This window comes from Kitasatospora sp. NPDC093102 (genome assembly GCF_040683915.1).
Lineage (GTDB): Bacteria > Actinomycetota > Actinomycetes > Streptomycetales > Streptomycetaceae > Kitasatospora.
The window spans coordinates 200,680-218,268 of sequence record NZ_JBFBFA010000002.1; the positions used below are offsets into that span (position 1 = coordinate 200,680).

Genomic DNA, 17,589 nt, shown 5'->3' on the forward strand with positions numbered 1-17,589 from the left:
GAAGAGCCGGCCGGGCGGTCGCGACGGGTCCCAGACCCGCCGAGGAACGTCCGGGCTCCACAGAGCAGGGTGGTGGGTAACGCCCACCCGGGGTGACCCGCGGGACAGTGCCACAGAAAACAGACCGCCCACCGCTTTTCGTGGTGGGTAAGGGTGAAACGGTGGTGTAAGAGACCACCAGCGACCGGGGTGACCCGGCCGGCTAGGTAAACCCCACCTGGAGCAAGGTCAAGATCGGTGCCCTCGGGCGCCGTGCGCGGACGTTTGAAGGCTGCTCGCCCGAGTCCGCGGGTGGACCGCACGAGGCTGTCGGCAACGGCAGCCCTAGATGGATGGCCGCCTCCCCGGGCCGCGCAAGCAACCCGGGAGACAGAACCCGGCGTACAGGCCGACTCTTCCGTCGCCGACCTAGGGAAGGCCCCCTGACCTGCAACTTCGCAGGTCAGGGGGCCTTTGCCTGTCCGGCGAAACTGTATCTGATTGATCAGTTTTCGTTTCTGTTCCTGCCTGTTTCTGGGTGTGCTGTGGCGATCGCGTGGCGGTGAGAACTGTCGAAACAACCATCCGAGACCCATGCGCTGATCACGACAGCACTCGCTGTGCTCGCGCGACTCAGCTGGCCAGCGCCTCCCCGAGCAGCACGTATGGCCGACCGGTGAGCTGGCGATGCAGCGTCTCGGTGCGGGATCGGATCAGACCCTCACGGTAGGTGGCTGGCAGCCGCTCCCACACCCCGGACGCCATTTCGGCGGCACCGGTCGGGTCGCCGTCGACGTGCAGGCATGCGGCGGTGTCCACTGCCAGCAAGGCGCGCACCATCACCGACGGAGAATCCGTGAGCGCCAGGGCGTCCTCCTGCGCCTGGTAGGCGCTGCCCGTGTCCCCCAGCAGCGTGTACGCCTGCGACAGGTGCACGTGGTGCTTCTGCTCGGGGTAGCCGAACCAGGTGTCGGCCGCCTCGGCGCCATCCAGGCGCTCCGCGAGATTGCGTGCGTCGTCCAGTGCTCGCCGGGCCCCATCAAGGTCTCCTGAGGCCGCCTGAGCCCGCGCGGTGACGGCCGCAGCGAGTGCTCCTGCCGCCGTTGGGCTGCTCCCCGCCTCCCGCCGGGCCCGCTCGGCGATCCGAGCCGCAGCCCCAGGAGCGCCGTAGTTGAGCGGGACCATGGCATGCCGGGCCAGCACCCACGCGATCATCCGCTGATCACCGGACTCTCGCGCGGCCTGCTCGGCGGTGGCGAACCACCGGTAGGCGTCGCGCTGGTCGCCGCGATCGTGCTGGACGATCGCCACCAAGCCCGCAATGCCTGCCGCCGTCCGGGCGAGGTCTGCACGGGTACGCGCCGGGTGAGGGCGGTTCAGCACCTCGCCCAGCAGATCGAGATCACCCATCATCTCGGCGAGCACCGCCTCCGGTGCCCGGCCACGGTAGCCGCCCCGGTGCCGCTCGAACGCCGACTCCAGGTAGGCGAGATCGCCCTCTCCGGATGGCCTGAGCGCGGCGGCGATCCCCTCGCGGGCCTGCGCGATATCGGGCAGCACGACGATGCCGGCGGCTGCTCCTATCCCTGCTCCGATGAACTTCCGCCTGTCCACGCTGTAGCCCTTCGTGCTGCGTTCACTCCGGTACCGCCGCGAGGCGGCGGCGGCCTCGGCCACCTGGTCCACGGTCAGACCGTAGGCGTCGGCGATCCCCTGGTACGAGGGTTTCTGTGGAATTCGTTTCTCCGTTTCCCACCGCTTGATGGTCTCCCAGTCGCACCACTCACCACTTGCTGCGGCGACTAACTCTGCCTGCTCGGCGCGTGTCTTCTTCGGATGCGCCTCGCGGATCTCCCGCAGCAGTCGGCCGATCCCGTCCGGGCTGACACCGCTCACAAGTGGCCTCTCGATCGAAGTTGACAGCGCATCAATTCTGGCCCCGTTGGCGGCCCCCTGCTAGAAAATGCACCCCTTCGTGGCCCCTCTCCTACGGCATGCCCGCGCCGTTCAATGACTAACAGCCGCCCGGCGCGAGGAATCACCGATCCCCCTCGGCTCCATGGAAGAGCGCCGGGCGGCCCCTGACTACCGGAGGCCGCTGTGACGACCAGGACGACGCTGCCGCGTACAAAGCACGGCCCGATCCATGCCGACACTTCTTTGGTGGCCACCGCACTTGACGTGCCCACCACGCAGCGCCGCCGCTGCATGCGGCACATGCCCTGCGCCCCCGAGTCGGCGAGGAGTGCTCGGCACCTGGTCCAGGAGAAGCTGACCGAGTGGGGCCGCCTCGATCTACTGGAAGAAGCTCGGCTGATCGTCTCGGAACTGGTCGGCAACGCAGCCCGGCATACCGGTTGCACCCGGCTGTGTGTCGCACTCGGCCTGGACGGTGACCGGCTCCGACTGGCGGTCCGCGATTCGTCACGCACTCTGCCCGTGGTCATCAAGAGCGGGGTCACCGAGACGTCCGGGCGCGGCATGGGCCTCGTCGACAGCATCGCCAACCGCTGGGGCGTCGATGAAGCCCCATTCGGCAAATGGGTTTGGGCCGAGATCGTTTGACCCCACCAAACGCACTGCGGCAGGTGGGCCAGCACGGCATCACAGCTACCGAATACCGCTCAGCGAAGGAGGAAACACGTGCATGACCTGATCGCCAGCCCGTTCCTGGACGGATACCTGTTGGTGCGCCCCGGCGGCCGGGGTGGTCTCCGGCTCCCGTGGGCCAAGTACGAGGATCTGCGCGCCCTGGGCACCGCCGAGACCGCCCCCTCGTGGCTCGCGGATGCCGTGCGCGCCCAGTGGGCCGACCTGGACGTGACCGGCCGTCCTGCGAGTGACTTCCTGCTGGTCCGCCAGCCCTCCACCTGGGGTTATTCGCGGGCCAGTTGGGAGATCAACCTCGGCTGCAACTACAAGTGCAAGCACTGCTATCTCGGGCTCAAGGTCAACTCAGGTATGCCGCTCGCGGACAAGCTCACTTGCGTGGGCATCATGGCCGAGGCCGGTGTCCTCTGGCTCCAGATCACTGGGGGCGAGCCCACCGTGGACCGGGACTTCATGCCCTCGTATCGTCGCGCGTTCGAGCTGGGCATGATGATCACCGTCTCCACCAACGCCTCATTGCTGTGGCGGGAGAACCTGCTGGAGATGTTCCGCGAGTGCCCGCCCTACCGGGTCACGGTGTCGATGTACGGGGCGACCAAGGCCAGCTACGACGAGCTGACCCAGCGGCAGGGCGCCTGGGACCTGTTCATCCAGGGCATGAACGCCGCCCGCCGCGCCAGGCTCCCACTGCGGATGAGCATCATCGTCACCGAGGACAACGCCACCGAGGAACAGGCGATGATCGGCCTGTGCGAGGGCTGGGACCTGGAGTACAACGTCTTCACCAACATGACGCCGACCATCTATGGCGGCGCGGAGTCGCTGACCGCGCAGTCCAAGGAGCACCTGCGGATGCGCAGGCCGTTCGGTGGCTGCAACGCCGGACACACCTTTTCTTCCACGCCGACCCACACGGGCTGGTGTCCATCTGCAAGATCGGCCGTGACGACCAGATCAGTCTTCCCACCGAGGGGATCGACGGCCTCGCCCGGCTCGGCGCCATCGCCGATCGCCTCATGCTTCGCACCGGTGGCTGCTCCGGCTGCCAGCTCTCAGACTCGTGCACGGTCTGCCGACCGCTGGCCAAGCACTACCAGGAGGCGAAGGCACCACTCGCAAGTTACTGCCAGCACGGGATCAAGAAAGCAGGGTGACATGACCGCTGTAGCTGTCGAACTCTCTCCGAGGCGTCCGCTCCCGGACGACGGCCCGGCCCAGCGCCTGCCGTACCTCACGAGGCGGGGTCTGGCCCCCACCGAGCCGATCACCGAGATCGTCGGCGTCGCCGACCTGGACGACGTCATGGACAGCGTGAAGTGCTCGTGCAACGCGGGCGACGACAACCCCCACTGAACCACCCGCTGATCGCACCTGATCAGTAACGCTCAGGCCCCGGCGTTCTCCGCGTTGGGGCCTGAGCCGTGCGGGGCGGGCGAGTAGGGTGCGGGTATGGATCTGCGCTGGGACTTGCTGCGCCCCGTGATGTGCGTCCCCCATCTCCCGACGCTGGGGCCGCTCCATCCCGAAGCTGTCTCCGCTGCGCTTCTGGCCCAGGTGTTCGCCGTCGCTGGCACCGGAGAGTTCCTGCCGCACGACAAGGACCGCCGGTGGTCTAACCACAAGGATGAGCATGTCCTGGTGGACGCCATCGTCCAGGATCAGGCTCGAACTCTGATCCCCACCATCACTGGTCGAGGCGTCCTGAGTGCCCATCTTTACGGCGCCCGCGAGCACGTCCGCGAGGCCGAGGAACTGGCCGCCAAGCTCACGGCCGAGCACGACGTATCCAAAACCCGTGTGGTGTGGTTCCAGGACGCCGCCGACCCAGTGGCCGCTTCTACCCGCGTACAGCTCCGCACCTTCGACCAGGAAGTACCTGCCGTCGAGGGAATCGAGGCACTCAGCCAACAGCCCGAAGCTATTCGGACCACTTTCCCCGAGTTCGCCGAGAAGCTGGCCAGTGAGGGCTTCGTGTTCCTGCATTCCCGGATCGACAGCGTCGGCCCCGTGCTGGTCGCTGTCCAGGACGAGCGCGTAGTAGGCGCAATCGGCCCCATGGAGACCATGGCGGACCCCGTCGGTAAGCGCCGACTCCTCCCGCAGTACTTCGGTGTTCTGCCGGAATACCGAGGCCTCGGCCTCGGGCGGCTCCTGTGGCGCTCGGCGATGCACTGGGGCAAGGTGAACGGCGCTGGCTACCAGCTTCTGCAGACAGCTGCCGGGGGCGCATCTGACCGGCTGTGCCAGAGTGAGGGCCTGGCCGACCTTGGATTCGTCTGTACCGCCACCGTCTGAGCGACACCGCGCAAGGCATCCGGCCGCCACCGGAACCGCGACTGTCAGGGAAGTGCCGATTGCGGCCTGACAAGCGCCGGTCGAACTGCAACGAACCGAAGACCACGACCTCCACTCTGCGAGTCATGTGGCGCAGGTTGCCCTTCGGTAACTGAGTGGGGGCGCCGAGGGTGTGGCGATTGCGTGGCGATCGGAAGTCTCCCTGGGGCATTCGCCCAGCTCAGTGCCCCTAAGGAGACTATGCCCGGCGTACAGGCCGACTCTTCCGCCCCCTTTCCTTCCTGCCGTCCGGCGTGGGGCCCCGTCAGGCGGGGCGGGCGCCGACGGCGTCGCGGATCTGGTCGCCGAGGCCGCCGTTGACGCGGGCGCAGTTGGCGCAGCAGAAGAACATGCCCGCCACTTCGACGCCGTGGCCGACGATGCGGACGTCGCACTGCTCGCAGCGCGGGGCGAGCTTCTCCATCGCGCACTCGAAGCTGTCGAAGGTGTAGGTGTCGCCGGTGACCGTCTTGATCTCGAAGGCCAGCCAGTAGTCGTTGCCGCAGGTGACGCAGATGGCCATGGCGGCCGTCTCCTTCCGGTGGGGCCGCCCCGGGGCGGGGTGGCTCGTTTCCCAGTGTCGAAGGGCCGGTCGGTCACGGCCACCCGGAGGGACTGTCGGGCGGAGGAGCGCGGAGGAGCGCGGCAGGGGCGGGGGCGGGCTCAGACGGAGCGGGCGGCGAGGTCCTCCAGGGCGCGGACGGCGCGGTCGGCGTCGTCGGCGGCGACGAACAGGTGGTCGTGGTGGAAGCCGGCCACCACGTTGCAGCTGATGCCCTCCTCGGCGAGCCGGCCGGACACGGCGGCGGTCAGCCCGACGGCCTCCAGCGCCGAGTGGATCCGCAGGGTGATCCAGGCCGCCACGTACTCGTAGCGCAGCCCGAGCGCGTCCGCCTCCTCCTGGGCGACCACCATCGTCACCCCCTCGGGCTCGGCGACGGTCACCACCGGCCGCATGCCGGCGGGCACCCGAGCGGGGAGCGTGCAGTAGACGTACCGCCCCGGGTTGAGCTGCGGGCTCATTCCGCGCAGCAGCGTCGCAAGGTCTCGTTCTGCGGCCATGCCCGCCACCGTAGCGGCTGGACGGGGGATGCGGCGTGCTCCGCGGGCGTGTCGGAATCCGTTGACGAGCGACAGTCGCCGATATATCGTCGAAATATCGAGACAGTGACTCGACTGACTCGTTCAACTCGGAGATCCGAGGAGGTGGGCGCAATGCGCTCAGAACGTCAGGGAATGAGTTTCCGTTGGGAGGGTCCGCGCGGCGGCGGTCGACGCCGCGGCCCGGGCCCGGAGTTCCGGGGGATGCCCGGCGAGGGCGTCGAGGGCCGGGGGGCGTTCGGCGGCTTCGGCCCGCCGTTCGGTGGTGGCGGCCCCGGCCGGCCGATGGGTGGCCCGTACGGCCACGGCTTCGGCGGGCACGGTGGCCGGCGCGGTGGCCCGCACCCACGGCGCGGCGGGCGGGCCCGGCGCGGCGACGTCCGGGCCTCGCTGCTGGCGCTGCTCAAGGAGCGGCCGATGCACGGCTACGAGATGATCGCCGAGATCACCGAGCGGACCGGCGGGGCCTGGCGGCCCAGCCCAGGGTCGATCTACCCCAACCTCCAGCTGCTGGAGGAGGAGGGCCTGATCACCGCGGAGGAGGTCGGCGGCAAGCGGCTGGTGTCGCTCACCGAGGCGGGCCGGGCCGAGGCCGACGCCGGGCCGGCCGAGCCGTGGGCGGAGGCCGGCCGGGAGGTCGACTGGGAGGCCGTCCAGGAGGTCGGCCAGGCACTCGGCGCCGTCGACCAGGCGATCCGCCAGGTCATGGCCACCGGCACCGAGGCGCAACGCACCAAGGGCCTGTCGGTGCTGGTCGAGGCCCGGAAGAAGCTGTACCTCATCCTCGCCGAGGATGACTGACCGCCCCGGGGGGAGCGGCAAGGGGAGAGCCCGCGGGGGAGCGGGACGGGCGGTGCTGCTGCCCGGGTGGCCCGGGGGAGGGCCTCACGGCCGGACCACGAACAGCGCCACGCACACCAGCAGCAGCACCGCCCAGCCGAACCAGAGCCAGGCGTTCGGCTCGATGACCACGCTGTAGAGGCACACCACCAGGAGCAGCACCCCGGTGACACCGGCGACCTGCCGGTTGTGGTGCCCGACCGCCCGCGAGCGGTTCCTCGGGTGCCGTGCCGTCCTCGCCATGCCGACCTCCCCGGGAGACGGACGAAGGGCGACGACGAAGCGCGCGGCCCGTCAGCCGGAGGCGCGGACGGTGGCCGCCTCGTCGTACTCGTAGCGCCAGAACCAGCTCAGGCCCCGAACCTGCTTGCTCCGGACGTACACCAGTGTGCGCGCGGGGGCCTCGCCGTGCGCGGGGACCGGGACCTTGTACTTCTTGGGCACGCCGAGCATCGGCCCCAGTGGGATGGGGAGGATCCTCCCGTCCAGGGGGCCGCCGACGAATTCGGTGTCCGCGCTCTTCATCCCTCCAGGGTCTCACCTCCGCGGGTGACCGGGGACCGGCCCGATGCGGGAGGGGGAGCCGGGGCGACCGTGGGCTCCGGGGCGGGAGGGCGGGCGGGAGGCCGCGTGAGGGCGGCGTGCCGGGAGTGTGCCCGGGGTGCGCCCGCGGGCGTCACCGCCAGTGTGACCGGAGAGGCACTGCCCCCGGTCATCCGAAGGCTCTCCGCACCCTTATCCTTCCTGTTACGCCCTCGGGGTCCACCCGGGTCAGCGGGCCCGTACGGGCCGGGCGAGGCGCGAATTCGCGCGCCCTCCGGCCGATTTGGCGCGGACAGCGTGCTGCCGTGACTGCGTACCGTGACCCGGGCGTCGGCCGTCCGGTGACCCCGGGCCGCGGCCGGCGGGGCGCGGACGTCAGGGCCGAGCACCCCGGGAAGCAGCCGGGGGCGCCGTGCGTTGCGTCGGAGTGGAACGTCGAACGCTGTGTCGCACCGGGCACGGCAGTTGCGCGGAAGGGGCCCGATGGAAGCCGGCAGCAGGTGGACGACCTGGTGGCAGAAGCGTGATCGTCAGCGGGCGGGGGGCGCGGACGGCCCGGCCGCCGGACTCGATCAGCTGCTCGGCGCGGTGCGCGCCGGATTCCCGCTCGCGCCCGCCGCCCATCCGGCCGGCTACCGGTGTTCCTGTGACCGGGTGGCCTGTCCGGCCCCCGCCCAGCACCCGGTCTCCTTCGCCTGGCAGACCCAGGCCACCACCGACCCCGAGCAGCTCTCCCGCTGGCTCGCCCGGGACCCGCAGGCCAACTTCGTCACCGCCACCGGCCGGGTGCACGACGTGCTGGACGTCCCGGCGGAGGCCGGGCGGCTGGCGCTGGAGCGGCTGACCGCGCTGGGCGTCGACGGACCGGTCGCCGCCGTCGGCGAGGACCGCTACCTGTTCTTCACCGCCACCCGCGGCACCCCGCAGGACGAGGACGAGTGGTGGCCGAGCGCGCTCGACTCCACCCCGGACACCATGTCCGAGCACCCCGGGCTGCGCTGGCACTGCCGCGGCTCGTACACCCTGCTGCCGCCGGCGGCGCTGCCGGACGGCTCCCGGGTGCAGTGGCTGCGCGGGCCCGAGCAGCCGCTGCCGGACCCGCTGCGCGTCCTGGACGTGCTCACCGACGCCTGCACCGAGGTGGGCGCCGTCGCCGAGGAGCAGTGGCTGATCGGCTGACGACGCCCGGGCGGCACGGCGTCGCGGCGTTACGGCAGGGTGAGGACCTCCGCGCCGTCCGCCGTGACCACGAGGGTGTGCTCGAACTGGGCGGTGCGCTTGCGGTCCTTGGTGACGACCGTCCAGCCGTCCGCCCAGATCTCGTAGTCGTACGTGCCGAGGGTCAGCATCGGCTCGATGGTGAAGGTCATGCCCGGCTTGATCACCTCGGTGGCCCGCTCGCTGTCGTAGTGCGGGATGATCAGGCCGGAGTGGAACGACGTGTTGATGCCGTGTCCGGTGAAGTCCCGCACCACGCCGTAGTCGAAGCGCTTGGCGTAGGACTCGATGACCCGCCCGATGACGTTGATCTGACGACCCGGCTTGACCGCCTTGATCGCCCGGTTGAGGGACTCCCGGGTGCGCTCGACCAGCAGCCGGGACTCCTCGTCCACGTCGCCGACCAGGTAGGTGGCGTTGAGGTCGCCGTGCACCCCGTGGATGTACGCGGTGGCGTCGATGTTGACGATGTCGCCGTCCTGGAGCACGGTCGAGTCCGGGATGCCGTGGCAGATCACCTCGTTGATCGAGGTGCAGACGGACTTGGGGAAGCCCCGGTAGCCGAGGTCGGACGGGTAGGCGCCGTGGTCGCACATGTACTCGTGGGCGACGGCGTCCAGCGCGTCGGTGGTGACGCCGGGGGCGATCAGCCTGGCCGCCTCCTCCATCGCCCGGGCGGCGATCCCGCCCGCGATCCGCATCTTCTCGATCGTCTCGGCGGTCTGCACCTCGGGCCCGGTGTACGGCGTCGGCGCGGGCTTGCCGACGTATTCGGGGCGCGCGATGTGCGCCGGGACCTTGCGGGTGGGGGACTGGATGCCGGGTACGAGAGCCATGCCGCGAGTCTAGTCGTCGGCCCCCACCGCCCCGGGTGGTGTGCGGTCCCGCCCGGGGCGGGGAATGATCGGTACCGACCCATCCGTCTGAACAGGAGAGCGCCATGCCCCTGGGATTCCACCGCAAGCCGACCGGCCAGCCCGGCGAGTGGTTCTACTGCATCAAGCACGGCAAGGTCGAGGAGGGCCCCGAGTGCCCGGCCAAGGACCGCCTCGGGCCGTACGCCACCCCCGAGGAGGCCGCCCACGCGCTGCAGACCGCGGACGAGCGCAACCGGGAGTGGCAGAACGACCCGCGCTGGAAGGACGAGCCGTCGGGCGAGCCGAAGGGCGAGTAGCCCCCGGCCGGCGCGGCCGACGCGATCGGAACGCCGGAGCCGCCCGGTCCGGTCACGCCGCCGGGGCGGCTTCCCGTTCGGCGCGTTCGTGCTCGGCGCGGACGGCGGCGGCGTGCGGGTCGGTGCGGTCGTCGTAGGCGAGCAGCTTCGGCAGGGCGGCGGCGACCGCGAGCACGGCGACGACGCAGGCGGCGCCGCCGGCCCAGACGGCGGCCCGCACGCCGACCAGTCCGGCCATGGTGCCGGCCCGGACCTGGCCGAGCTGCGGGCCCACGGAGTAGCTGAGCAGTTCGACGCCGGCCATCCGGCCGCGCACCTCGTCCGGGATGGACTGGTTCCACATGGTCGAGCGGGCGAGCCCGCTGATCTCGTCGGCGCCGCCGGCCAGCGCCAGGCCGAACAGCACCAGCCAGATGTGCTCGGTCAGTCCGGCGAGCGCCATCGCCGCGCCCCAGCCGACGGCGGCGACCACCAGCAGCCGCCCGTGCCGGTGGACGCGGGAGGTCCAGCCGCTGGTCGCGCCGACCAGCAGGGCGCCCAGGGCCGAGGCCGCGTACATCGGGCCGAGCGCCCAGTCCGCCCCCAACTCCGAGGCCAGGAACGGGAAGACGGCCACCGGGTAGGCGAACAGCATGGCGCAGAGGTCGATCGCGTAGGTGCCGAGCAGGTCCTTGCGGCTCCACGCGTAGCGGACGCCGGTGAGCACCGCCCGGAGGGACGGCCGCTCGGCGCCGGTGAGCGGCGGCACGGCCTTGATCCGGACGAGCAGCAGCAGCGAGACGGTGAAGGAGAGGACGTCCAGCGCGTACGCGGTCTGCACCCCGGCGAAGGCCACCACGACCCCGGCCAGCGCCGGGCCGGCCACCGAAGCGGCGTTGTGGTACAGCGACTTGAGGGCGAACGCGGCGGTCAGGTGCTGGTGCGGGACGAGCCGGGGGAGGAGCGAGTCCAGCGCCGGGCGCTGGATGCCGTCGGCGGCCGCGACCAGCGCGGCGACCAGGTAGATCGGCCAGAGCAGCGGGTTCGGCAGCAGGGCGTTGAGCAGCAGCAGCCCGGCCAGCAGGCCGAGCGCGACCTCCGCCCGCAGCACCAGCTTCCGGCGGTCCAGGGCGTCGGCGAGGGCACCGCCCCACAGGCCGAAGACGATCAGCGGCACGAGTTCGACGGCGCCGATCAGGCCGACCGCGAAGGAGGACCCGGTGAGCTCCTTGATCTGCATCGGCACGGCGACGAGGGTCAGGAAGCCGCCGAAGCTGGTGACGCAGCCGGAGGTCCACAGGTAGCGGAAGTCGCGCGAGGCGCGCCAGGGGGACAGGTCGGGCGTCAGCGAGCGCAGCAGCGTCCGGGCGCGACCGGGCACGGGGGGATGCGGGGGTTCGTCGACGTCCACGGACCGTCATCCTCGGACGGCGGCCGCCGTTCCCGCAAAGGGTTTTCGACCGCCGGCGAACCGACCGTCCGGCGAGCCCGGGGCCGGCCCCGGCTACCAGCGGCTGATCGCGGGCGGCGAGGTGAGCCGCCCGGCGAGTTCGGCGAGCCGGTCCCGGACGGAGCGGCGGCCGGCCCGCTGCCCGGCGGCGGCGCTGACCAGGTGCTGGGCGAGGTCGAAGGGTTCCCCGGCGGCGGTGCCGACGGCCAGTCGCTCGTGCGCGAGCTCACGGAGGTCGCCGAGGTCGCCGAGGTCGCCGGAGCCGCCGAGGTCGCCGGAGCCGCCGAGGTTGCCGGAGCCACCGAGGCGGCCGGGATCGCCGGGGCCGCCGGGATCACCCGGCCCACCGGCCACGGCCGGGGCGCCCCCGTCCAGTGCGAGCACGGTCGCGCCGTGCCGCCGGGCGTCGTGCACCCGCTCCAGCAGCGGGGCGCCGACCGCCTCCGGGGCCACCACCAGCACGGTGGCGCCGCGCCCGGCCTCGGTGAGCCGCCGCAGGTCGTGCGTCAGGTGGGCGGGGGCGTCGGCCGGCGGGCGGTGCCGCACCAGGGTGGGCGCCAGCCGTGGAACGTCCGACCAGGCGGCCTCGTCGTCCAGGTGGGCGGCCAGGTGCCAGGGCTCGTACCCCTCGGTGCCGACCAGCAGCAGCCCGCTCGCCCCGCGCCGTTCCACCGAGCGGCGCAGCGACCCGGCGAAGCCGCCGATCGCCTCCAGCCAGCCCGTTCCCGTCAGCCGTTCCCGGAGTGCCGAAACTCTCACCGCGTCCATGCGGGCCAGAATGTCCCGCCGGGCCGGGGATTTGGCAGGATCGGCCCATGACTTCCCTCGATTCAGCGACAAACCCGGCCCACGAGGTGCCGGACGTCTCGCAGCTGGTGGTCGGTGTCCTCGGCGGCACCGGCGACCAGGGGCGGGGCCTGGCCCTGCGGCTGGCCAAGGCCGGTCAGCAGGTGATCATCGGCTCCCGCGACGCCGCCCGGGCCGAGGCCTCGGCGGCCGGGCTGGGCCTCGGCGTGCGCGGCGCCGACAACGCCACCGTCGCCCGGGAGAGTGACGTGGTGATCATCGCGGTGCCCTGGGACGGCCACGCCGCCACCCTGACCGCGCTGCGCGAGGAGCTCGCGGGCAAGATCGTCGTCGACTGCGTCAACCCGCTGGGCTTCGACAAGCAGGGCGCGTACGCGCTGAAGCCGGAGGAGGGCAGCGCCGCCGAGCAGGCCGCCGCACTGCTGCCGGACTCCCGGGTCACCGCTGCGTTCCACCACCTCTCGGCGGTCCTGCTCCAGGACGAGTCGGTGGAGACCATCGACACCGACGTCATGGTGCTCGGCGACGACCGGGACGCCACCGACGTCGTCCGGGGCCTGGCCGCCCGCATCCCCGGGATGCGCGGCATCTTCGCGGGCCGGCTGCGCAACGCTCACCAGGTGGAGGCGCTGGTCGCCAACCTGATCTCGGTCAACCGCCGCTACAAGGCCCACGCGGGCCTGCGGATCACCGACGTCTGACCATCGGATGCCGTGTCGACCTCACCCCGGACCTGCTCCGGAGGTGAGGTCGGCGACAATGGGTTCCGGCCGCACCCCGGCCGCCCGCACCCGGTCCTAGGAGTCCGCCGCCATGCCCCGCACGTCCCTGCTCGCCCTGATCGTCGTCGTCCTCGCGCTGGTCGCCGCCGTCTTCTCGCTGACCCAGGGCCTCTGGCTGGGCCTGATCTGGCTCCCGCTGGCCGGTGTGGCGAGCAACGTGCTGTGGATGAACCGCCGCCGGGAGAAGCTGACGCAGGCCGCCGCCGCGGCCGAGCAGGGCTGAGGCTTCCGGAAGGGCTAGTTCTTCCAGAAGGCGAACAGGTACCGGCCGAGCGCTGCGTAGTTCTGGTCCGCGCCGAACAGGTTCATCAGGCCGTGGACGATGCCGAAGAAGAACTGGTTCACCTGGGGCTGCCACAGCAGCGCGAACACGGCGAGCATCCCGTACGGCGCGAACGGCTCGACCGCACGCCGGGTCTTGTAGGACAGCCACGGCTCGACGATCCCGTAGCCGTCCAGGCCGGGCACCGGCAGCAGGTTCAGCACCGCCGCGCTCAGCTGGAGGGAGCCGAGGAATCCCAGCGCCCCGGAGAGCGGCGAGTACGGCAGCTCGTAGCCGTTCCAGAAGGTGTGCACGGTCGGGTCGTCCAGCCAGCCCGCGCCGATCGGGATCAGCAGCGCCGCGCCGATCACCAGGTTCACCAGCGGACCGGCCGCCGAGATCAGGCTGTGCTTCAGCCGGCCCTGGATCCGGTTCCGCTCGATCCAGACCGAGCCGCCGGGCAGGCCGATGTTGCCGAGGATCACGAAGACGATCGGCAGCACGAAGCTGAGCAGCACGTTGGCGTACTTCAGCGGGTTGAGCGTGAGGTAGCCCTTGGCGCCGACGGTGATGTCGCCGCCGTGCAGCGCGGTGCGCGCGTGGGCGTACTCGTGCAGGCAGAGCGAGACCATCCAGCCCGCGACCACGAACAGGAACACCCCGAAGGAGGCGTTGCCGTAGCCCTGGTACACCCCCCAGCCGGAGGTGCCGAGGACGGCGAGGAGCACCCAGAACACCGGGCTGATCCGGCGGTCCTCGCTGCGGGAGCGCGGCGTGGCGGCGAAGGTCATGGTGTGGGTGCTCCGTGGGCAGGGGGAAGAGGGGCGGGCGTGGGCCGGGGTCGATCATGCCGGGCGGGGCGGTGACCGGACAAGCCGCTCCGGGTGAACGTCCGGGCGCGCGGTGGCGTTCCGCCCCACGCGCCGGGGCCGGGACGGGCCAGCACAATTGTGCGGCCCTTGCCCCGCCGATCGACCAGAATGGCCCGGTGCACTACGGCATCCTCGGGACGACGACGGCCCACCACGACGACGGCACCCCGGTACCGATCGGCGGCGCCCGGCTGCGGGCCCTGCTCGCCGCCCTGGCCCTGCGGCAGGGCCGGCCGGTGCCGGCCGACGTGCTGGTGGACGAGGTGTGGGAGGCCGAGCCGCCGCAGGACTCCTCCGCCGCGCTCCAGACCCTGGTCGGCCGGCTGCGCCGCACCATCGGCCGGGACGAGGTCGGCTCCGGCCCGGCCGGGTACTGGCTGACCGGCCCGGCCACCGACCTCGCCGACTTCCAGCGGCTGACCGGCGAGGGCCGCCGCGCCCTCGACGCCGGGGACCACGCGCTCGCCGCCGGGAAGCTGGGCGCCGCCCTGGCGCTGTGGCGCGGCCCCGCGCTGGCCGACCTGCCGGACCGCACCGGCCCGGCCGCCCGGCTGGAGGCCCAGCGCGAGGAGGCCCGCCGCCACCGGATCACCGCCGACCTCGGCCTCGGCCGGGCCGCCGAGCTGGTCGCCGAGCTGGCCGAGCTGTGCGGCCGGCAGCCGCTGGACGAGCCGTTGCAGCTGCTGATGATCCGGGCGCTGCACGAGAGCGGGCGGACGGCCGAGGCGCTGCGCCACTACGAACGGACCAGGCGCGCGCTGGCCGAGGAGCTCGGCGTCGACCCGGGCCGCGGACTCCGGTCCCTGTACGCCGAGTTGCTCGCGCCGGACGCTCACGAGGCGCCGAAGCCGGAGCCCGTCCGCGCCCCGGTGCCGGTGCCGGTGCCCGCGCCCGCGCCCGCTGCCGCGCCCCAACTCCCGCGCTCCGGCGGCAATCTGCGCGGCCGGCTGACCAGCTTCGTCGGCCGCGAGGAGGATCTCGCCGGGCTGCGCGGCATGCTGACGGACCGCCGCCTGGTCACCCTGACCGGCCCCGGCGGCTCCGGCAAGACCAGCCTCTCGACGGAGGCCGGCCGCGCCGAGCAGTCCGCCGGAGGCTGGCCGGACGGCGTCTGGGTGGCCGAACTCGCCCCGCTGGAGAGCCCGGACGCGGTGCCCGCCGCCGTGGTCTCGGCGCTCGGCCTGCGCGAGATCGTGCTGCACGGCACCAGCATGGTCGCCGAGGTGATCGACAAGCGGGCCGAGGACCCGGTGCGCCGGCTGGTCGAGCACTGCCGCCACCGCCGGATGCTGCTCGTCCTGGACAACTGCGAGCACCTGATCCAGGCCGCCGCCGACCTGGCCGACGTCCTGCTCGCCGAGTGCCCCGGGCTGACCGTGCTCGCCACCAGCCGCGAGCCGCTCGGCGTGCCCGGGGAGACGGTGCTGCCGGTCGAGCCGCTGCCCGACCCGGTGGCGCTGCGGCTGTTCGCCGAGCGCGCCGCCGCCGCCCGTCCCGGCTTCGACCCGCAGAGCGATCCGGAGGCCTGCGCCGAGATCTGCCGCCGGCTGGACGGGCTGCCGCTGGCCATCGAGCTGGCCGCCGCCCGGCTGCGGGTGATGACGGCACGCCAGATAGCCGACCGGCTGGACGGCCGGTTCTCGCTGCTCACCGCGGGCAGCCGCACCCTGTTGCCGCGCCAGCAGACCCTGCGCGCGGTGGTCGACTGGAGCTGGGACCTGCTGGGCGAGCAGGAGCGGGCGGTGCTGCGCCGGCTCTCGGTGTTCGCGGGCGGCTGGCAGCTGGAGGACGCCGAGGCGGTCTGCGCCGACGGCGTCGAGGTGGCCCCCGGCGAGGTCGCCGACCTGCTGCTGTCCCTGGTCGACAAGTCCCTGCTGGTGGCGGATCTGGACGGGGCCAGCCTGCCGCGCTACCGGATGCTGGAGACCATCCACGAGTACGCGACCGAGCGCCTCGCCGGGTCCGCCGCCGAGCGCACCGCCACCGAGGCCCGTCACCTCGTGCACTTCCGCACCATGGTCTCCGTCTCGGACGGGCAGATCCACGGCCCCCGGCAGCTGCACTGGCTGGCCGTGCTGGAGCGGGAGCAGGACAACATCCGGACGGCGCTGCGCCGGGCGATCGACCTGCGGGACGAGGAGCAGGCGCTGCTCATCGCCGTCGGCATGAGCTGGTACTGGTCGCTGCGCGGCTACAGCCTGGAGGCGCGCACCTGGTACAACGCGGTCGCCGCGCTCGGCCCGGACCCGTTCGGCCCGGACGCCCCGCGGCCGGTGCCGCTGGAGTACAGCGTGTTCGCGTACGAGCTGCCGCTGTCCGCCGGGGTGGTCGAGGAGGCCCGCCGGCTGCTTGCGATGTACCGGCTGATCGGGCTGTTCGAGGGCAACCTGGACGTCCTCGGCGACCCGGAGGCGATCGAGGTCGCCCAGCGGCTGATGGACGCCTACACCCCGGAGCTGCCGCAGGCCTACCGCTTCCCGGGGCTGATGCGGGTGTTCGGGGCCTTCCTGGCCGGCCACCTGGAGGTGATGAAGGACCTGATCGACGACGCCGTGCGCGGCTGCGAGCAGTACGGCGGGGTGAGCGACCTGGCGTTCATCCTCCAGGTGCGGGCCAGGATGATGAACGACTGGCCGAGTGGCGCGGAGCAGAGCATCGAGGACGGCGAGCGCTCGCTGGAGCTGTACGAGCAGTCGGGCGACCTCTGGGGGATCTCCCAGGCACTGTCCGCGCACGGCGAGTCGCTGGCCAACCGGGGCGAGTCCGTGGCCGCCGCCGAGGCGTACGCGCGGGCGATCGAGCTGGTCGAGGAGCTGGGGGCACCGCAGGAGGTGCCGATCCTGCGGGTGAACCTGGGCAGCGCCCTGCTGGAGCACGACATGGACGGCGGCGAGCGGGTCATCCGCGAGGCGCTGGCCTCGATCGACACCCCGGGGCTCAACCAGTCCACCACCGGGGCACTGATGTTCGGCCACCTGACGCTCTGCGCCATCCACGCCCAGCGCGGCGAGTTCGAGCGGGCGCTGGCCGAGCTGGACGAGCTGGACACGGTCCGGGTCGGTGGCTTCGCGCCGAGCCTGGTGACCGGGATGCTGCTGAGTTCCCGCGGCTGGATCACCGCCTGGGCCGGGGACCCGGAGGCGGGGTTCGAGCTGCTGCGCGACGGCTGGCGGCAGCTGCGGGCGGTGACGGCCGCGAGCGGCTTCTTCGAACACATGACGGTCCTGGTGGTGCCGGCGGTGACGGCGGTGCTGTGCGCCTTCGCCCAGCGCGACGGCGACCTGGAACGGGCCCGGGCGGCGGCCGTGCTGACCGGCGCGCACGGTGGGCTGAACGGCCCCAAGGGCGGCTACCTGGACCGGGTCGAGCGCGCGCGTTCGGAGGCCGTCCTGCGGGAGCTGATGGGGGATGCCGGGTACGAGGAGGTCCGGGCCGACGGGGTCGGGATGACCCAGGAGCAGGCCTTCGAACTGCTGGACGGGCTGATCGGCTAGCCCGCGCGTGGGCCCGTGCGGCCGGTGCCCGTCCCCTGGTCACCGGCCGCACGGGCCCGTACTGCGGCCGGCGCCTGTCCCGGGCGGCCGGCCGTCCCGTCCGCCGGCCCTTCCCCCGACGGGGCCGGCGGTGGTCGCGGGGGG

Annotated in this window: 18 protein-coding genes and 1 other RNA gene; 10 read left to right on the forward strand and 9 right to left on the reverse strand. The window is 72.3% G+C overall.

Annotated elements, in window-relative coordinates:
• Positions 1-2: 2 nt before the first annotated feature.
• An RNA gene (gene rnpB, locus AB0O11_RS04275) (RNase P RNA component class A) lies at positions 3-400 on the forward strand.
• A gap of 212 nt (positions 401-612) precedes the next feature.
• Here rnpB and AB0O11_RS04280 read toward each other — a convergent pair.
• Entirely contained in the window at positions 613-1,875 is a 1,263-nt protein-coding gene (locus tag AB0O11_RS04280) for a transcriptional regulator (protein ID WP_363381552.1), read from the reverse strand.
• Between the two features lie 267 nt (positions 1,876-2,142).
• On the opposite strand from AB0O11_RS04280, the gene AB0O11_RS04285 reads away from it, so the two are divergent.
• From AB0O11_RS04285 to AB0O11_RS04295, 3 genes are all read left to right on the forward strand, one after another.
• Positions 2,143-2,544 (forward strand): ATP-binding protein, encoded by a 402-nt coding sequence (locus AB0O11_RS04285; RefSeq protein ID WP_363381553.1) that lies wholly within the window; start codon positions 2,143-2,145, stop codon positions 2,542-2,544.
• Between the two features lie 78 nt (positions 2,545-2,622).
• A complete protein-coding gene (locus AB0O11_RS04290; protein ID WP_363381554.1) occupies positions 2,623-3,942 on the forward strand; it encodes a radical SAM protein in 1,320 nt (439 codons plus the stop codon).
• A 96-nt stretch (positions 3,943-4,038) separates the two neighbouring features.
• On the forward strand, positions 4,039-4,884 hold the full coding sequence (locus tag AB0O11_RS04295) for a GNAT family N-acetyltransferase (protein WP_363381556.1): 846 nt from the start codon (positions 4,039-4,041) through the stop codon (positions 4,882-4,884).
• Positions 4,885-5,188: 304 nt separating this feature from the next.
• Here the strand turns inward: AB0O11_RS04295 and AB0O11_RS04300 are convergent, their stop codons facing one another.
• Both AB0O11_RS04300 and AB0O11_RS04305 read right to left on the reverse strand, forming a co-directional pair.
• The gene (locus AB0O11_RS04300; protein WP_359896907.1) at positions 5,189-5,446 is read right to left on the reverse strand and encodes a Prokaryotic metallothionein; all 258 of its coding nucleotides are present in this window, start codon (positions 5,444-5,446) and stop codon (positions 5,189-5,191) included.
• 140 nt (positions 5,447-5,586) lie between these two features.
• Positions 5,587-5,985 carry an ACT domain-containing protein gene (locus tag AB0O11_RS04305; protein WP_363381557.1) on the reverse strand — a complete coding sequence of 133 codons (399 nt, stop codon included), beginning with the start codon at positions 5,983-5,985 and terminating at the stop codon, positions 5,587-5,589.
• Positions 5,986-6,228: 243 nt separating this feature from the next.
• Here AB0O11_RS04305 and AB0O11_RS04310 point away from each other — a divergent pair, with 243 nt between their 5' ends.
• Positions 6,229-6,825, forward strand: coding sequence for a PadR family transcriptional regulator (locus tag AB0O11_RS04310; RefSeq protein WP_363382007.1), 597 nt, complete (start codon positions 6,229-6,231; stop codon positions 6,823-6,825).
• A gap of 84 nt (positions 6,826-6,909) precedes the next feature.
• On the opposite strand, the gene AB0O11_RS04315 is transcribed toward AB0O11_RS04310, so the two are convergent.
• Together AB0O11_RS04315 and AB0O11_RS04320 are read right to left on the reverse strand one after the other, a co-directional pair.
• Positions 6,910-7,107, reverse strand: a complete 198-nt coding sequence (locus tag AB0O11_RS04315; protein ID WP_363381558.1) for a hypothetical protein — start codon at positions 7,105-7,107, stop codon at positions 6,910-6,912.
• Between the two features lie 51 nt (positions 7,108-7,158).
• Positions 7,159-7,389, reverse strand: coding sequence for a hypothetical protein (locus tag AB0O11_RS04320; RefSeq protein WP_363381560.1), 231 nt, complete (start codon positions 7,387-7,389; stop codon positions 7,159-7,161).
• Between the two features lie 501 nt (positions 7,390-7,890).
• Between AB0O11_RS04320 and AB0O11_RS04325 the strand changes: the two genes are divergently transcribed.
• Positions 7,891-8,586: a bifunctional DNA primase/polymerase gene (locus AB0O11_RS04325; RefSeq protein WP_363381561.1), complete on the forward strand. Its 696-nt coding sequence runs from the start codon at positions 7,891-7,893 to the stop codon at positions 8,584-8,586.
• 29 nt (positions 8,587-8,615) lie between these two features.
• Here the strand turns inward: AB0O11_RS04325 and map are convergent, their stop codons facing one another.
• On the reverse strand, positions 8,616-9,461 hold the full coding sequence (gene map / locus AB0O11_RS04330) for a type I methionyl aminopeptidase (protein WP_363381562.1): 846 nt from the start codon (positions 9,459-9,461) through the stop codon (positions 8,616-8,618).
• Positions 9,462-9,565: 104 nt separating this feature from the next.
• Between map and AB0O11_RS04335 the strand changes: the two genes are divergently transcribed.
• A complete protein-coding gene (locus tag AB0O11_RS04335; RefSeq protein WP_363381563.1) occupies positions 9,566-9,799 on the forward strand; it encodes a hypothetical protein in 234 nt (77 codons plus the stop codon).
• Between the two features lie 52 nt (positions 9,800-9,851).
• Here the strand turns inward: AB0O11_RS04335 and AB0O11_RS04340 are convergent, their stop codons facing one another.
• Both AB0O11_RS04340 and AB0O11_RS04345 read right to left on the reverse strand, forming a co-directional pair.
• Positions 9,852-11,189 carry an MFS transporter gene (locus AB0O11_RS04340; RefSeq protein WP_363381564.1) on the reverse strand — a complete coding sequence of 446 codons (1,338 nt, stop codon included), beginning with the start codon at positions 11,187-11,189 and terminating at the stop codon, positions 9,852-9,854.
• A gap of 93 nt (positions 11,190-11,282) precedes the next feature.
• Positions 11,283-11,996 carry a hypothetical protein gene (locus AB0O11_RS04345; RefSeq protein ID WP_363381566.1) on the reverse strand — a complete coding sequence of 238 codons (714 nt, stop codon included), beginning with the start codon at positions 11,994-11,996 and terminating at the stop codon, positions 11,283-11,285.
• A 47-nt stretch (positions 11,997-12,043) separates the two neighbouring features.
• Between AB0O11_RS04345 and npdG the strand changes: the two genes are divergently transcribed.
• Both npdG and AB0O11_RS04355 read left to right on the forward strand, forming a co-directional pair.
• On the forward strand, positions 12,044-12,736 hold the full coding sequence (npdG, locus tag AB0O11_RS04350) for an NADPH-dependent F420 reductase (RefSeq protein WP_363381567.1): 693 nt from the start codon (positions 12,044-12,046) through the stop codon (positions 12,734-12,736).
• A 112-nt stretch (positions 12,737-12,848) separates the two neighbouring features.
• On the forward strand, positions 12,849-13,040 hold the full coding sequence (locus AB0O11_RS04355) for a hypothetical protein (RefSeq protein ID WP_363381569.1): 192 nt from the start codon (positions 12,849-12,851) through the stop codon (positions 13,038-13,040).
• A 14-nt stretch (positions 13,041-13,054) separates the two neighbouring features.
• Here the strand turns inward: AB0O11_RS04355 and AB0O11_RS04360 are convergent, their stop codons facing one another.
• On the reverse strand, positions 13,055-13,870 hold the full coding sequence (locus AB0O11_RS04360; protein WP_363381570.1) for a site-2 protease family protein: 816 nt from the start codon (positions 13,868-13,870) through the stop codon (positions 13,055-13,057).
• A gap of 197 nt (positions 13,871-14,067) precedes the next feature.
• Here AB0O11_RS04360 and AB0O11_RS04365 point away from each other — a divergent pair, with 197 nt between their 5' ends.
• Positions 14,068-17,445: a BTAD domain-containing putative transcriptional regulator gene (locus tag AB0O11_RS04365; protein WP_363381572.1), complete on the forward strand. Its 3,378-nt coding sequence runs from the start codon at positions 14,068-14,070 to the stop codon at positions 17,443-17,445.
• The last annotated feature ends 144 nt before the right edge of the window (positions 17,446-17,589 follow it).

Coding starts and splice junctions, on each gene's coding strand:
- AB0O11_RS04335 (WP_363381563.1), top strand. CDS start 9,566: ATGCCCCTGGGATTCCACCGCAAGCCGACCGGCCAGCCCGGCGAGTGG.
- AB0O11_RS04295 (WP_363381556.1), top strand. CDS start 4,039: ATGGATCTGCGCTGGGACTTGCTGCGCCCCGTGATGTGCGTCCCCCAT.
- AB0O11_RS04345 (WP_363381566.1), bottom strand. CDS start 11,996: ATGGACGCGGTGAGAGTTTCGGCACTCCGGGAACGGCTGACGGGAACG.
- AB0O11_RS04315 (WP_363381558.1), bottom strand. CDS start 7,107: ATGGCGAGGACGGCACGGCACCCGAGGAACCGCTCGCGGGCGGTCGGG.
- AB0O11_RS04320 (WP_363381560.1), bottom strand. CDS start 7,389: ATGAAGAGCGCGGACACCGAATTCGTCGGCGGCCCCCTGGACGGGAGG.
- AB0O11_RS04300 (WP_359896907.1), bottom strand. CDS start 5,446: ATGGCCATCTGCGTCACCTGCGGCAACGACTACTGGCTGGCCTTCGAG.
- AB0O11_RS04325 (WP_363381561.1), top strand. CDS start 7,891: ATGGAAGCCGGCAGCAGGTGGACGACCTGGTGGCAGAAGCGTGATCGT.
- AB0O11_RS04310 (WP_363382007.1), top strand. CDS start 6,229: ATGCCCGGCGAGGGCGTCGAGGGCCGGGGGGCGTTCGGCGGCTTCGGC.
- AB0O11_RS04355 (WP_363381569.1), top strand. CDS start 12,849: ATGCCCCGCACGTCCCTGCTCGCCCTGATCGTCGTCGTCCTCGCGCTG.
- AB0O11_RS04305 (WP_363381557.1), bottom strand. CDS start 5,985: ATGGCCGCAGAACGAGACCTTGCGACGCTGCTGCGCGGAATGAGCCCG.
- AB0O11_RS04360 (WP_363381570.1), bottom strand. CDS start 13,870: ATGACCTTCGCCGCCACGCCGCGCTCCCGCAGCGAGGACCGCCGGATC.
- npdG (WP_363381567.1), top strand. CDS start 12,044: ATGACTTCCCTCGATTCAGCGACAAACCCGGCCCACGAGGTGCCGGAC.
- map (WP_363381562.1), bottom strand. CDS start 9,461: ATGGCTCTCGTACCCGGCATCCAGTCCCCCACCCGCAAGGTCCCGGCG.